Source organism: Aurantimonas endophytica, from assembly GCF_014196845.1.
GTDB lineage: Bacteria > Pseudomonadota > Alphaproteobacteria > Rhizobiales > Rhizobiaceae > Aurantimonas > Aurantimonas endophytica.
Window position 1 is genome coordinate 1,471,621 of record NZ_JACIEM010000001.1, and the last position, 14,074, is coordinate 1,485,694.

The following is a 14,074-nucleotide window of genomic DNA, read 5'->3' on the forward strand; positions in this document are numbered from 1 at the left end:
CCAAGGGAGCCGGGCCATGTTGCTGATCGCAGGATTGGGCAATCCCGGCTCCCGCTATGCCGGCAACCGACACAATATCGGTTTCATGGCGGTCGACGAGATCGCCCGCGACCCGGCCTTCGGCCCCTGGTCGAAGAAATTCTCCGGGGAGATCGCGGAAGGGCTGATCGGCGGCGAGAAGGTCGTGCTGCTCAAGCCGCAGACCTTCATGAACGAATCCGGCCGCTCGGTCGGCGATGCCGTCCGCTTCTACAAGCTCGAGCCGTCGCAGGTCGTCGTCATCCATGACGAGCTCGACCTGCCGCCCGGCAAGCTGCGGGTGAAGACCGGCGGCGGCAATGGCGGCCATAACGGGCTCCGCTCGATCGATGCGCATCTGGGCTCGAAGGACTATCGGCGCGTCCGTCTCGGCATCGGACATCCGGGCAGCAAGGAAGCGGTCACCCCCCACGTCCTCGGCGACTTCGCCAAGGTCGATCGGGAATGGCTGGAGCCGTTCCTCGAGGCCGTCGCGCGTCATGTCGACAGCCTCGCCAAGGGCGAGGACGCGGTTTTCATGAACAAGGTGGCCATGGCGACCGGTGCGAGCGAGCCGTCGGGCGCCAAGGGCTCTGCAAGCGCGGCGCCTTCGCCGGCCCGGCCGAAGGGCCAGAGCCATGTCCGCCAGGCGCGGGGTGTCGGCCCGCAGGTCAAGATTCCGGAGCGCGGCCCGATGGCCGAGATGCTCAAGCGATTATTCGGCGGCAAGGACTGAGCGGCGACAAGCCCTCGCCTCCGCCAGCAAGAGACAAGGATTGACCCCATGGGTTTCAGATGCGGGATCGTCGGGCTGCCGAATGTCGGCAAGTCGACACTGTTCAACGCCCTCACCAAGACGGCGGCCGCCGCGGCCGCCAACTATCCGTTCTGCACGATCGAGCCGAACACCGGCGACGTGCCGGTGCCGGACCCGCGGCTGAAGGACATCGCCGGCATCGCCAAGTCGGCGAACACCATCGCCACCCGCATCACCTTCGTCGACATCGCCGGCCTCGTGCGCGGCGCCTCCAAGGGTGAAGGCCTCGGCAACCAGTTCCTCGCGAACATCCGCGAGGTCGACGCGATCGTCCACGTGCTGCGCTGCTTCGAGGACGACGACATCACCCATGTCGAGGGCCGCATCGACCCGGTGGCGGACGCCGAGACGGTCGAGACCGAGCTGATGCTCTCGGACCTCGAGAGCATCGAGCGGCGTATCGTGGCGACGCGCAAGAAGGCCGCCGGCAAGGACAAGGAAGCGCAGCAGGCGCTCCCGGTGATGGAAGCCGCGCTCGCCAAGCTGCAGGCCGGCGAGCCGGTGCGGGTGCTGTTGGCCGGCATGGACGCCGACGACCGGCGCGAGCTGAAGGCGCTGAACCTCCTTACCTCCAAACCCGTCCTCTATGTCTGCAACGTCGCCGAGGCGGACGCCGCGAACGGGAACGCCCATTCGGCCGCGGTCGCCGCGATGGCCGAGCGCCAGGGTGCCAAGAGCGTCGTGATCTCCGCCGCCATCGAGGCCGAGATCGCGCAGCTGCCGGAAGCCGAGGTCGGCGAGTATCTGGAGTCGATGGGTCTGACCGAGCCAGGCCTCGACCGGGTGATCCGCGCCGGCTACGAGCTCCTCGACCTGATCACCTACTTCACCGCGGGTCCGAAGGAGACGCGCGCCTGGACGGTCCGGCGCGGTGCCAAGGCGCCGCAGGCCGCCGGCGTCATCCACACCGATTTCGAGAAGGGCTTCATCCGCGCCCAGACCATCGCCTTCGACGATTTCGTCGGACTTGGTGGCGAGGTCGCGGCGAAGGAAGCCGGCAGGGCGCGCGACGAAGGCAAGGAATATGTCGTCCAGGACGGCGACGTGCTGATGTTCAAGTTCAACAACTGACCGGACGCGGGGGCGCAGGCGGGGCCGGCTTGCGTGCGGCCTTCACAGGAAGCTGACGCAAGAGGCATCGATGCGAACCTATGAAGACTTCACCGAGGGGCTGGAACTGCCGCTCGGTCCCTATGCGGTGACGCGAGAGGAAGTGCTGGAGTTCGCGCGCGAGTTCGATCCGCAGCCCTTCCATCTCGACGAGGAAGCCGCGCGCGACTCCCTGCTCGGCGGTCTGTCGGCATCCGGCTGGCACACATGCGCGATGATGATGCGGATGATGGCCGACAGCTACGTGCTCGATTCCAGTTCCCAGGGCTCGCCCGGCGTCGATTATGTGAAATGGCTGCGCCCGGTCCAGCCAGGAGACGTGCTGACCGGTACCGCGAGGGTCGAGTCGCGGCGCCTTTCGGCCAAGCGCCCGGCCATGGGTCTGGCGAAGATCATCACCGTGCTGCGCAACCAGCGGGACGAGGCGGTGCTGGAGAGCGAATACACGCTGCTGCTGCTGACCCGCGCCGGATTGGCCGCATGAGCTACTGGGACGCGATCGTCATCGGCGAGAAGGTCGAGATCGGCTCGCACCGTTTCGAGGCGACGGACATCAAGCGCTTCGCCGCCAAATACGACCCGCAGCCCTTCCATCTCGACGAGGAAGCCGCCCGTCATTCGGTGCTCGGCGGGCTCTGCGCCTCCGGCTGGCATACGACCGCCGTGTGGATGCGGCTCAATATCGACAGCCAGACGGCGCGGATCAACGCGTTCGTCGCGGCCGGCAACCCGGTCCCGAAGGTGGGCCCCTCCCCTGGCCTCAAGAACCTGCGCTGGCTGAAGCCGATCTATGCCGGGGACACCGTGACCTTCACCCAGCACGTGACCGCCAAGCGAAAGTCCGCCAGCCGTCCCGGCTGGGGCGTCATCGAGTTCAGCTGCGAAGGCGTCAACCAGTCGGGTGAGACGGTGTTCTCCTTCGACGCCGCGGCGTTCTACGGCACCGACTGAGCGTCGGCATCGCGGCGGCGGGATGCAGCTCAGCGCTGAATCAGACGGAGGCCGCCTTCGCTGTGGGCCTGCCAGCCTTCGCGCTCCAGCTCCGGCACGTCATCGGGTGCGCGCGGATAGCCGACGCAGAGATAGGCCACCAGCTGCCATTCGGCGGGCACGTCCAGCGCCGCCGCCACGACGTCCGGCTCGATGATCGACACCCAGCCGACCCCGAGACCGCGGCAGCGGGCGGCCAGCCAGAAATTATGGATCGCCGTGACCACCGAATAGCGCAGCATCTCGCGCATGGTCCGGATGCCAAGCCCATGCCCCTGGGTCGTGCCCTCGTCGCAGAAGACCGCCAGATGCACCGGCGCCGTGTCCAGCCCTTCCAGCTTCAGCCGCGCATAAAGCGGCGCCCTGTCATCGGGCTGGGCGGCGAGCGCCTCGGCATTGCAGCGCAGGAAGCTGGCACGGACGGCCGCACGACGCTGCGGATCGGCGACGGTAATGAAGCGCCAGGGCTGGCTGTTGCCGACCGACGGCGCGAGATCGCAGGCGGCGAGTGCCAGCGCCAGCTCGGCATCGGGCACTGTCCGCGGATCGAAGGCGCGGACATCGCGGCGCCAGCGCAGCAGCGTCAGGAAACCGGCGAAGAAGCCATCGTCGAAATGCGGCGCGCCGTCATCGGCGTCTCCGCCCGCCGACATCAGTGGCCCTCGAAAGCCACCAGCGTCCGCACCTCGACCCCCATCGCTTCGAGCTTCCTGCGGCCGCCGAGATCCGGCAAGTCGATGACGAAGCAGGCGGCGACGATCTCGGCGCCGAGCTCGCGCAGCAGGCGGACCGCCCCCTCGGCGGTGCCGCCGGTGGCGATCAGGTCGTCGGTCAGGAGCACGCGCTGGCCCGGCCGGACCGCGTCGCGGTGCATCTCCATCTCGTCGACGCCGTATTCCAGGCTGTATGCAATGCGCACCGTGTCGTGCGGCAGCTTGCCCTTCTTGCGAATGGGGACGAACCCGGCGGACAGCTGATGCGCCAGCGCCCCGCCCAGGATGAACCCGCGCGCCTCGATGCCGGCGACGAGATCGACCCGGTCGTCGCGGTGGCCCTCGACCAGCGCGTCCACGGCGGCGCTGAAGCTCGCCGGATCGGCGAGCAGCGTGGTGATGTCGCGGAAGAGAATCCCGGGCTTGGGATAGTCCGCAATCGTGCGGATCGCGGCGGCGAAATCCGTCGGGTCGCGAAGGGCCGGCGCCGCGTCATTCGCCATGTCAGCCGTCCTTGCCGATGGTCTGGATGACCTCGAAGCCCTCGAACTGCGGGTGGCCGTCATAGAGCGGCTTGGTGCTGCCGGCGCCGCCATGGGCGGCGCGAAACGCCTCCGACTTCGTCCAGGCCTCGAAGGAAGGATAGTCCTGCCAGATCGTGTGAGAGGAATAGAGCCGGTGCCCTTCCCGCTCCGGTCCCTTCAGGAGGTGGAACTCGACAAAGCCCGGAACCTCCGGAAGCTTCGACTCGCGGCTCATCCACAGCGTCTCGAAATCGGCTTCCGAGCCGGGCAGAACCTTGAAGCGGTTCATCGCGATATACATCGGCATTCTCCTCACGTCTGGTCACCGGCTTCCGGCGGTTCGCAACCTCGCACGGCGGACCGCCAAAGAAAAAGGGAGCCGTGGCCCCCTTTTCCGTCATTTCGAAGGAGACGCTATCAGGTCAGTGCGGGGTGTTCGCCCAGACCCGACGCTTCACCAGGAACATCATCACCGCGAAGATGACCAGGAAGATCATCACCACGAAGCCGGTCGCCTTGCGCTCGACGAGGTGGGGCTCCGCCGCCCACATCATGAAGGCTGCGACGTCGCGCGAATACTGGTCCACCGTCTGCGGCGCACCGTCGGTGTACTCGACCTGGTCGTCGGAGATCGGCGGCGGCATGGCCAGCGCCGGACCGGCGATGAAGTAGGGGTTGTAATAGGTGCCCGGCTGGATCTCGAGACCGGCCGGCGCTTCCTCGTCGTACCCCGTCAGCAGAGCGTGAATATAGTCGACGCCCGCCTCCTGGTACTGGGTGAAGATATCGAAGACGAAGGTCGGAAAGCCCCGCTCGACGGCGCGGGCCTTGGCGAGCAGCGAGAAGTCCGGGGGAGCGGCGCCGTTATTGGCGGCCGCCGCGGCTTCCGGGTTGGGGAACGGCGCCGGGAAGCGGTCCGAGGGCGTGCCGGGACGCTCGAACATCTCGCCCGAATCGTTCGGCCCGTCCTGCACCTGGAACTGCGCCGCGAAGGTCTGCACCTGCTCCTCGCTGTAGCCGAGGTCGGCCAGCGAGCGCATCGAGACGAGGTTCATGGAGTGACAGACGGCGCAGGCCTCCTGGTAGACCTTCAGGCCGCGCTGCAGCTGCCCGAGATCCCAGTGGCCGAACGGACCGGCGAAGGTCCAGCTCATCTCCTCGGGGCGCTTCAGCGGGTAATGCGGCGTCTCGGCATGACCCTCTTCGGCAACTTCGGCAGCGGGATCTTCGCCCGTTGCCGCGGCTTCGGTCTCGGCCGCGTCGTTCTCGACCGGGCCCTGGCCGCCATCTTGCTGGGCGGTCGCCACCGCCACCGGGCCGAAGAGCAGGCCGGCGGCAAGAAGGGCTGACAGGAGTCTTTTCATGGATATGTCTCTCTTCGAACCGTCAGGTCAGCCGTGGGTTTCCGGGGAAGCCGTCGCACCGGCCGGGTGTCCGCGCGCCGCGCTCTTGGCGAGCACAGCCTCGGTGATCGAGTTCGGGAGCTTCTTCGGCTTCTCGACCAGGCCGAGGACCGGCATGACGATCAGGAAGTGGGCGAAGTAGTAGATCGTCCCGATCAGGGCGAGCACCGGGTAGATGCCTTCCGCAGGCTTGGCGCCGAGCCAGCCGAGGAAGATGGCGTTCGCCACGAAGATCCAGAAGAAGATCTTGTACATCGGCCGGAAGACGCTCGAGCGAACCCGCGACGTGTCCAGCCACGGGACGAAGAACAGGACGATGATCGAGCCGAACATCACCAGAACGCCGCCGAGCTTGGAGTCGATCGGTCCGATGTCGAAGGTGATGGCCCGCAGCATGGCGTAGAAGGGCAGGAAGTACCATTCCGGCACGATGTGCGACGGCGTCTTCAGCGAGTTGGCGGGGATGTAGTTGTCCGCATGGCCCATGTAGTTGGGCATGTAGAAGACGAAATACGCGAAGATCGCCAGGAAGACGACCATGGCGAAGCCGTCCTTGATCGTCGCGTGCGGGGTGAACGGCACGGTATCCTTCGACGACTTCACCTCGACGCCGGTCGGGTTGGTCTGGCCGGTGACGTGCAGCGCCCAGACATGCAGGATCACCACGCCGGCGATCATGAACGGCAGCAGGTAATGCAGCGAGAAGAAGCGGTTGAGCGTGGCGTTGTCGACGGCGAAACCGCCGAGCAGCAGCTGCTGGATTGGCTCGCCGATCAGCGGGAATGCGGTGAAGAAGCCGGTGATGACCGTGGCGCCCCAGAACGACATCTGGCCCCAGGGCAGCACGTAGCCCATGAACGCCGTCGCCATCATCAGGAGGAAGATGATCACGCCGAGGATCCACAGCACCTCGCGCGGTGCCTTGTAGGAGCCGTAATAGAGGCCGCGGAAGATGTGGAGATAGACGGCGATGAAGAAGAACGACGCGCCGTTGGCGTGCATGTAGCGGAGCAGCCAGCCCCAGTTCACGTCGCGCATGATCTTCTCGACCGACTCGAAGGCCAGCGCCGAGGATGCGGCATAGTGCATCGCCAGCACGACGCCGGTGAGGATCTGCAGCACCAGGAAGACCGCGAGGATGCCGCCGAAGGTGTAGGCGTAGTTCAGGTTGCGCGGCACCGGATAGGCGACGAACGAGTCGTAGACCAGGCGCGGCAGCGGCAGCCGCGCGTCCATCCACTGCATGATCCCGCTGGACGGCACGTAGGAAGAATGACCACTCATGATGTGTACCCTCTAACCGATCAGCCGATGCGGACGGTGGTGTCGGACGTGAACGTGAAAGGCGGGATCTCCATGTTGGTCGGAGCAGGTCCCTGCCGGATGCGTCCGGCGGTATCGTAGTGCGAGCCGTGGCACGGGCAGAACCAGCCGTCGTAGTTCCCCGACTGGCCGAGCGGGATGCAGCCGAGATGCGTGCAGACGCCGACCATCACCAGCCACTGCTCGCGCCCTTCGGCGGCGCGGTTCACGTCCGTCGCCGGCGCGTCGGCCGCGATGTTGGCATTGCGGGCGATCGGATCCTTGAGTTCGCCAAGATCGGTGGTCTTGGCTTCCTCGACCTCCTGGGCGGTACGCTGGCGGATGAAGATCGGCTTGCCGCGCCATTTGGCGGTGATCGACTGTCCTTCCGCGACCTGGCTGACGTCCACATCGATCTCAGCCAGCGCGAGCGTCGCCGCATCCGGGTTCATCTGGTCGATGAACGGCCAGACGAAGGCGGCGGCACCGACCGCGGCGACGGCGCCGGTCGCTATATAGAGGAAGTCCCGACGGGTCGGTTCGGCGGTGTCGTTGACGCTCACGGCGGCTGCCACTCCTTGACTGGTCTCGCGCGGATCGACCGCTTCTTGCCGATTCCGGCCGATGCGGCAAGGGGAGACGCGGCCGGACGGCCGCAACGCCCTTCAGGCGATGACGATTTCGCGCCGGTTCTAAGCGGGATGCTGGCCCATTGTCCAGACTAGAAGGGCTTTAAGGTCGTTCTGTCGCGCGGCGTGCGAGGCCGGCACCGGAGCTACGCGTGACGGCAGGTCCCCCGGCGGCTGGCAAGCGTCTCAGGAAGGCGCGCGACCGGGCACGCCTTCCTGTCAAATCGCAGATGCCCTGGTGGGCCTCAGCGCACCTTGCGGCTGCGCTCCAGCACCGGACGGCCGCCTTCGCCGTCGAAATTGCCGGACGGGGCGATGCCCTCGTTGGGGATCGGCTGCATGCCCTCGTCGGCGGTTCGCGAACGCGGCCGCTTGGGCCGTTGTGCCTTGGCCGCGTTGGCCTGCTTCAGGGCGCGCCGCGCATTGCGGACCAACTCGCTCTTTGCTTCGGCGCTGCCGCGGCGGGTCCTTTCCTTGTTGACCCGTTTCAGCGCGGCCGAGAGGACGCTGCCTTTTTCCTGGCTGCCCGTATCGTCGGTCGCCGCACGAGCACCTGCGGGCGCGGATTTGCCGCGCATTTCCCGCCGCTGCTGGCGGGCAATGCCCTGGGCCCGGTCGCGACGATCGCGCAGCCGCTTGATCAACGCCGTCAGATCGGAGTCGCTGAGTTCCGCCAGGACCGGATGATGGGTCTGCGCAACGGTTTCGCGCTCGTCGGCGCTGAGGAGTCGGTCTTCTTCGCGTCGTGTTCGGGCCATCGATTCTCACTCTGTCGTTCTTTGAAATGAATGGTCGTGTAAGACCTAACCCCCTCGGCGCCCCGGGGTTGCAGTCCAGTGGCACGAACGGGCGCTCCCGCGTCCGGCCACGCCTACTCCGCCGCCGCCGCCCCCTCTTCCGCGTCCGCATCGGCATAGAGGAACCCGCCCGACTGCCGGGCCCACAGGCTGGCATAGAGCCCGCCCGAGGCGGCGAGCTCGGCGTGGGTGCCCTCCTCGACGATCCGGCCCTTGTCAAGGACGATCAAGCGGTCCATCGCCGCGATGGTGGACAGGCGGTGGGCGATGGCGATGACCGTCTTGCCCTGCATCATCTTGGTCAGATTGTCCTGGATCGCCGCCTCCACCTCCGAGTCGAGAGCGGCGGTCGCCTCGTCGAGGACGAGGATCGGCGCGTCCTTGAGCAGCACCCGGGCGATCGCGATGCGCTGGCGCTGGCCGCCGGAAAGCTTGATGCCGCGCTCGCCGACATGCGCGTCGTAGCCCTCGCGGCCCTTCGGGTCGCGCAGCGTCGGGATGAACTCCTCGGCGCTGGCGCGCTCGGCCGCCGAGAGGATGTCGCCGTCTTCGGAGCCAGGCCGGCCATAGGCGATATTGTCGCGGATCGAGCGGTGCAGCAGCGAAGTGTCCTGGGTGACCACGCCGATCGCGGACCGCAGCGAGGCCTGCGTGACTTTGGCGATGTCCTGCCCGTCGATGAGGATCCGCCCACCCTCGAGGTCGTAGAGCCGCAGCAGCAGGTTGACGAGCGTCGTCTTGCCGGCGCCGGAACGCCCGACCAGCCCGACCTTCTCGCCGGGCCGGATCGTCAAGGAGAGACGCTCGATGATGCCGGCGCCCTTGCCATAATGGAAGGTCACGTCCTCGTAGCGGATCTCGCCGCGCTTCGTGACCAGCGGCTGCGCCTGCGGGTCGTCGACCAGCGTCGGCACGCGCGTCACCGTCGCCACGGCATCCTGGATTGTGCCGTAATTGCGCACGAGGCCGTTGATGTTGAACATCATCCAGCCGGACATCTGGTTGAGGCGCAGGACCAGGCCGAGCGCCGTCGCCACCCCGCCCGTCGAGACGCTGCCCGCCTGCCAGCCGACGAGCGCGACGGCGCCGACACCAGTCATCATGAAGCCATTGAGGACGGCGACCGCGGTGCGGACTTCGGTCAGCGCGCGGGTCATCCGCCGCGTCGTGTCGACGAGGTGCTGGAAGCCTTCCTTGACGAAACTGTCCTCGCGGCGGTCGGAGTCGAAAAGCTTCACCGACAGGATGTTGGTGAAGGCATCGACCACCCTGCCCGAGACGGCGGAGCGGGCCTCCGCAGCGGCGCGGCCGTTCTCGCGGATGCGCGGCAGGAGATTGCGCACGATCCAGACATAGCCGAGCGACCAGACCGCCAGCACAACCGCCATGCGCCAGTCGATGGCGCCGAGGATCGTCACCGTCAGGACGATGAAGGTGACGAATGACCAGAAGGTCTGCAGCACGGTGGTGATGAAGTCGCCGGTCGCCTGTCCGACCTGCTGCACCTTCTGGGCCAGGCGACCGGCGAAGTCGTTCTGGAAGAAGGTGTAGGTCTGTTCCATCAGCCGCCGATAGCTCTGCCAGCGGATGCGGTTGTAGAAGCTGGGCGAGACGACCTGCTCCTCCAGCACCGAGGCGAGGAACAGGATTACCGAGCGGCCGACCAGCGTGATGAAGGCGAGGCCCGCGATCAGCCAGAAATGGTCGGTGAACAGCGTCTCAGGCGAGGACTGGCCCAGCGCGTCGACCAGCCAGCCGACGCCGGTGAACATCACCACCTCGATCCCGCCGGTCAGGCCGCCGGTGATCAGCAGCCCGAGCAGCGGCCATTTCGCCTGTTTGGCGAAGTGCCAGATGAAGCGGTTGGTCTCGTCCGGCAGCGGCTCGAGATGGCCGGTCCGGTTGAGCCGCGCATCCTCGCGGTCCTCGCCCTCGTCCTCGAACGGATCGAGCCAGTTTTCGAAGCGCTGGAGAAGCCGGTCCATCATTCGGCCGCCCTCGGCGCCGCCGCCTCGGCGTCATCGACCGGCTCGACCGGCAGGAAGCCGCCGGACTGCCGCGCCCAGAGCTGGGCGTAAAGGCCGCCCGCGCCGATCAGATCCGCGTGGCTGCCCTCCTCTACGATGCGGCCCTTGTCGAGGACGATCAGCCGGTCGAGCGCGGCGATGGTCGACAGGCGGTGGGCGACGGCGATGACGGTCTTTCCTTCCATCAGCCGGTAGAGATTGGCGGCGATCGCTGCCTCGACTTCGGAGTCCAGCGCCGACGTTGCCTCGTCGAGCAGCAGGATCGGCGCGTCCTTCAGCATGACGCGGGCGATGGCGACGCGCTGGCGCTGGCCGCCCGACAGCTTGACGCCGCGCTCGCCGACTTCGGCGTCGAGGCCCTGCCGCCCTTCCTTGTCGCGCAATTCCTCGACGAAATCGGCCGCTTCCGCGCGCTCGACGGCACGGCGCAGATCCGCCTCGCTGGCATCCGGCCGGCCATAGAGGATGTTGTCGCGGATCGAGCGGTGCAGCAGCGAGGTGTCCTGCGTCACCATGCCGATATTCTCGCGCAGGGTCTCCTGCTGGACCGTCGCGATGTCCTGGCCGTCGATCAGGATGCGGCCGGATTCGACGTCGTGGAAGCGTAGCAAGAGGTTGAGGATCGTCGACTTGCCGGCGCCGGATCGGCCGACGAGCCCAACTTTTTCACCCGGTCGGATGACGAGGTTGAAGTCCCTGAGGACGCCGCCGCCCTTGCCGTAGTGGAACGAAACGTTCTCGAAGGCGATCTCGCCGCGCGGCACCGCCAGTGGTTTTGCGTCCGGCCGGTCGGTGATCGTGTGCGGGTTGGCGAAGGTCGCCATGCCGTCGCGGATCGTGCCGATATTCTCGAACAGCGCCGCCACCTCCCACATGATCCACTGCGACATGCCGTTGATACGCAGGACGAGGCCGATCGCCGCGGCGATCGCGCCGATGCTCACCAACTCGTCCAGCCACAGCGAGATCGACAGGGCACCGACGGCGAACAGCAGCGCCGAATTCAGCACGTAGAGCGAGACGTAGAAGAGGTTCACCAGCCGCATCTGGCCGTAGACGGTACCGAGGAACCCGCGCATCGAACGGCGCGCGAAATCGGCTTCCCGCCGCGTGTGGGCGAACAGCTTGACGGTGGCGATATTGGCGTAGGCGTCGACCACCCGACCGGTCATCTCTGCCCGCGCGTCGGCCTGTTTCTCCGAGATGCGGTCGAGGCGCGGGATGAAGATCCACAGGATCACGCCATAGGCCACGAGCCAGCCGGCGAAGGGCAGCGCCAGCTTCCAGTCGGCCGCCGCCACCAGCACGATGATGCCGGTGAAATAGACCGCGACATAGAGGAAGACGTCGATCGACTTCATCAGCGTCTCGCGGATGGCGAGCGCCGTCTGCATCAGCTTGGTGGATATCCGTCCGGCGAACTCGTCCTGGTAGAAGCCCATCGAGTGGCCGAGGAGCCAGCGATGCACCATCCAGCGAAAGCGCATCGGGAAATTGGCCGACAGCGCCTGGAAGGTGACGAGGCCCTCGACGAAAATCAGCGCCGGCAGCGCGACCAGGATGACGAAGGCCATGCCGGCCAGCATCCAGCCGCGCTCGGCCAGGAACGTCTCGCGCGAAACGCCGGAGAACCAGTCGACGATCTGGCCGAGAAAGCCGAACAGCGACACCTCGACGATCGACACCAAGGCGGTCAGCACGCCCATCGCCAGGAAGAGCGGCCACACCGGCCTGGCATAGAACCAGATGAACCGCACGATGCCGCCGCTGGGGGGCGTCGCGACCCCGCGATCGGGGAACGGCTCGACCATCCTTTCGAAGAAGGAGAACATGGACGTACTTCCAATCGATGTGCCGCAAGGGACCAGCTGGCGCCGGATCGCCAAGCGGATGAGAGACGGCCTCGCCGACGCCGCTGCGCCTTTCGGGCGGGCGCTATGGTCGGGTCAAATCCGATGCTGTCGCCGCGTGGCGGGCGCGGCTTCCACGATATAGGCAGGGTTTGCGAAGATTCACGCCCTGCCTGGGCCGCCTACGCCATTTGGACGAACCGACGATGACGAGCGATCCCGAGAACAGTGTGGCCGGCGGACCGGATCTTGCGCAGTCGAGCCCGGTGCCGCAGCCATCCATCGCGCTGTACCAGCCCGACATTGCGGGCAATACCGGGACGATCCTGAGGCTGGGCGCGTGTCTGGGTCTCACGGTCGAGGTGATCGGCCCCGCCGGCTTCGATCTCTCCGATCGGGCCCTGCGGCGGGCCGGGATGGACTATATCGAGATGTCGCAGCTGGTCCGCCATGTCGACCGCGAGGCCTTCGACAATGCACGGCGGAGCGCCGGGCGGCGACTGGTGCTGCTGACGACGAAGGCGGACACGAACTATACCGATTTCGCCTTCAGCGCGCGCGACACGCTGCTGTTCGGCCGCGAGAGCGCCGGCGTACCGGACGACCTGCACGAGGTCGCCGACGCGCGCCTGACGATCCCGATGCAGAAGGGGACGCGGTCCCTCAACCTCGCAGTTTCGGTGGCGATGGTCGCCGGCGAAGCGCTTCGGCAGTTGCGGTGGTCGGCTTCTCGCCGGTAGCGGACGCCGGTGGCGTTCACGGGGAAGACGCCGGTCGATACGGTTGGAAAACGCCGGCCTCTTCCCATCTTGGGGACGGCCGCATCATTCCCTACCGCCTGTTTGCGCCGGCGTTGCGGCCTTCGCCATTCGACGACGCTCGACAGGAACTGGAGTTCACGTGCTGCTGACATGGGATTGGGTCTATCTGGCCGTGGGCGCCGTATTGTTGTTCGGTGGCGGTGAATTCCTCGTCCGCGGCAGCGTCTCGATCGCCGACCGCTTCGGCATCTCCAAGCTGGTCGTCGGCCTCGTCATCGTCGGCTTCGGCACGTCCGCGCCGGAACTGCTCGTCTCCATCCAGGCAGCGCTCGGCGGTTCGCCAGACATTTCGGTCGGCAACGTCGTCGGCTCCAACATCGCCAACGTCCTGCTGATCGTCGGTGTCGCGGCGCTGATCGCGCCGGTGGCCAACAGCGATCCGGCGATCCGGCGCGACCTCGTCGTGATGGTACTGGCCTCCATCGGCGTCACGGCGATCTTCTTCACCGGCGAGATCAGCCGGCTGACGGGCGTCGCCATGCTGGCCGCCCTCGCCCTCTATCTCGGCGTCACCTACGCGCTGGAAGCGCGCCGGGTGAAGGCCGCCAACGGCGACGCAGGGGCAATCGAGAAGAGCGAATACGCCGAGGAGCAGGCGCAGAAGCCGATGTCGCTGTTCCTGGCGATCGTTGCAGCGCTCCTCGGCCTCGTGCTGCTGGTCGTCGGCGCGCGTCTGATGGTCAACGGCGCCGTCGGCATCGCCCGCGGCTTCGGCATCTCCGAGGCGGTGATCGGCGTGACCGTAGTCGCCATCGGCACTTCCCTGCCGGAGCTGGCGACCGCCATCATCGCGTCGTGGCGACGGCACGCCGAAGTGGTTCTCGCCAACGTCGTCGGCTCGAACATCTTCAACCTGCTCTGCATCCTGAGCATCACGGCGATCATCGCGCCGATCGGGGTCGCCCATCGCTTCGCCGTGCTGGACGGTCCGCTGATGACTGCGATCGCGATCGCGACGCTCATCTATCTTTTCGCCTTCCGCTCGATCGGGCGGTGGACCGGTGCGCTGCTGCTGGCGCTCTACGCCGGCTACATGGGGATGCAGGCCGTCGCCTGATGGCCGGCCAGCGCCG

The 14,074-nt window shown here is 66.9% G+C and carries 15 protein-coding genes; 6 read left to right on the forward strand and 9 right to left on the reverse strand.

From position 1 onward, the window contains the following. Nucleotides 1-16: 16 nt before the first annotated feature. The 4 genes from pth (at nt 17) to GGR03_RS07225 (ending at nt 2,896) form a co-directional block, all read left to right on the forward strand. Nucleotides 17-754 carry an aminoacyl-tRNA hydrolase gene (gene pth, locus GGR03_RS07210; RefSeq protein WP_183206850.1) on the forward strand — a complete coding sequence of 246 codons (738 nt, stop codon included), beginning with the start codon at nt 17-19 and terminating at the stop codon, nt 752-754. Nucleotides 755-802: 48 nt separating this feature from the next. After that, complete coding sequence (gene ychF / locus GGR03_RS07215; RefSeq protein WP_183206851.1) at nt 803-1,906, forward strand: redox-regulated ATPase YchF; 1,104 nt, start codon at nt 803-805, stop codon at nt 1,904-1,906. Between the two features lie 70 nt (nt 1,907-1,976). Continuing rightward, on the forward strand, nt 1,977-2,429 hold the full coding sequence (locus GGR03_RS07220) for a MaoC family dehydratase (protein WP_183206852.1): 453 nt from the start codon (nt 1,977-1,979) through the stop codon (nt 2,427-2,429). Next, nucleotides 2,426-2,896, forward strand: coding sequence for a MaoC family dehydratase (locus GGR03_RS07225; RefSeq protein WP_183206853.1), 471 nt, complete (start codon nt 2,426-2,428; stop codon nt 2,894-2,896). Before GGR03_RS07220 ends, GGR03_RS07225 begins: the two co-directional genes overlap by 4 nt. A gap of 29 nt (nt 2,897-2,925) precedes the next feature. On the opposite strand, the gene bluB is transcribed toward GGR03_RS07225, so the two are convergent. From bluB to GGR03_RS07270, 9 genes are all read right to left on the reverse strand, one after another. Further along, nucleotides 2,926-3,588, reverse strand: a complete 663-nt coding sequence (bluB, locus tag GGR03_RS07230; protein WP_183206854.1) for a 5,6-dimethylbenzimidazole synthase — start codon at nt 3,586-3,588, stop codon at nt 2,926-2,928. Further along, nucleotides 3,588-4,151 carry an adenine phosphoribosyltransferase gene (locus GGR03_RS07235; protein ID WP_183206855.1) on the reverse strand — a complete coding sequence of 188 codons (564 nt, stop codon included), beginning with the start codon at nt 4,149-4,151 and terminating at the stop codon, nt 3,588-3,590. Before GGR03_RS07235 ends, bluB begins: the two co-directional genes overlap by 1 nt. A 1-nt stretch (nt 4,152) precedes the next feature. Beyond that, the gene (hmuQ, locus tag GGR03_RS07240) at nt 4,153-4,473 is read right to left on the reverse strand and encodes a heme-degrading protein HmuQ (RefSeq protein ID WP_183206856.1); all 321 of its coding nucleotides are present in this window, start codon (nt 4,471-4,473) and stop codon (nt 4,153-4,155) included. Nucleotides 4,474-4,594: 121 nt separating this feature from the next. Then, nucleotides 4,595-5,536, reverse strand: a complete 942-nt coding sequence (locus tag GGR03_RS07245; protein ID WP_183206857.1) for a cytochrome c1 — start codon at nt 5,534-5,536, stop codon at nt 4,595-4,597. Between the two features lie 27 nt (nt 5,537-5,563). After that, nucleotides 5,564-6,862, reverse strand: coding sequence for a cytochrome b (locus GGR03_RS07250; protein WP_183207074.1), 1,299 nt, complete (start codon nt 6,860-6,862; stop codon nt 5,564-5,566). A 17-nt stretch (nt 6,863-6,879) separates the two neighbouring features. Next, nucleotides 6,880-7,440 (reverse strand): ubiquinol-cytochrome c reductase iron-sulfur subunit, encoded by a 561-nt coding sequence (gene petA, locus GGR03_RS07255; RefSeq protein WP_183206858.1) that lies wholly within the window; start codon nt 7,438-7,440, stop codon nt 6,880-6,882. Nucleotides 7,441-7,751: 311 nt separating this feature from the next. Then, the gene (locus tag GGR03_RS07260) at nt 7,752-8,264 is read right to left on the reverse strand and encodes a hypothetical protein (RefSeq protein WP_183206859.1); all 513 of its coding nucleotides are present in this window, start codon (nt 8,262-8,264) and stop codon (nt 7,752-7,754) included. Between the two features lie 113 nt (nt 8,265-8,377). After that, entirely contained in the window at nt 8,378-10,291 is a 1,914-nt protein-coding gene (locus GGR03_RS07265) for an ABC transporter ATP-binding protein (protein ID WP_183206860.1), read from the reverse strand. Beyond that, the gene (locus GGR03_RS07270) at nt 10,288-12,162 is read right to left on the reverse strand and encodes an ABC transporter ATP-binding protein (protein ID WP_183206861.1); all 1,875 of its coding nucleotides are present in this window, start codon (nt 12,160-12,162) and stop codon (nt 10,288-10,290) included. The genes GGR03_RS07265 and GGR03_RS07270 overlap by 4 nt, the downstream gene beginning before the upstream one ends. A 224-nt stretch (nt 12,163-12,386) precedes the next feature. On the opposite strand from GGR03_RS07270, the gene GGR03_RS07275 reads away from it, so the two are divergent. Both GGR03_RS07275 and GGR03_RS07280 read left to right on the forward strand, forming a co-directional pair. Further along, nucleotides 12,387-12,920, forward strand: coding sequence for a tRNA (cytidine(34)-2'-O)-methyltransferase (locus GGR03_RS07275; RefSeq protein WP_183206862.1), 534 nt, complete (start codon nt 12,387-12,389; stop codon nt 12,918-12,920). Nucleotides 12,921-13,080: 160 nt separating this feature from the next. Next, nucleotides 13,081-14,058: a calcium/sodium antiporter gene (locus tag GGR03_RS07280; RefSeq protein ID WP_252920083.1), complete on the forward strand. Its 978-nt coding sequence runs from the start codon at nt 13,081-13,083 to the stop codon at nt 14,056-14,058. The last annotated feature ends 16 nt before the right edge of the window (nt 14,059-14,074 follow it).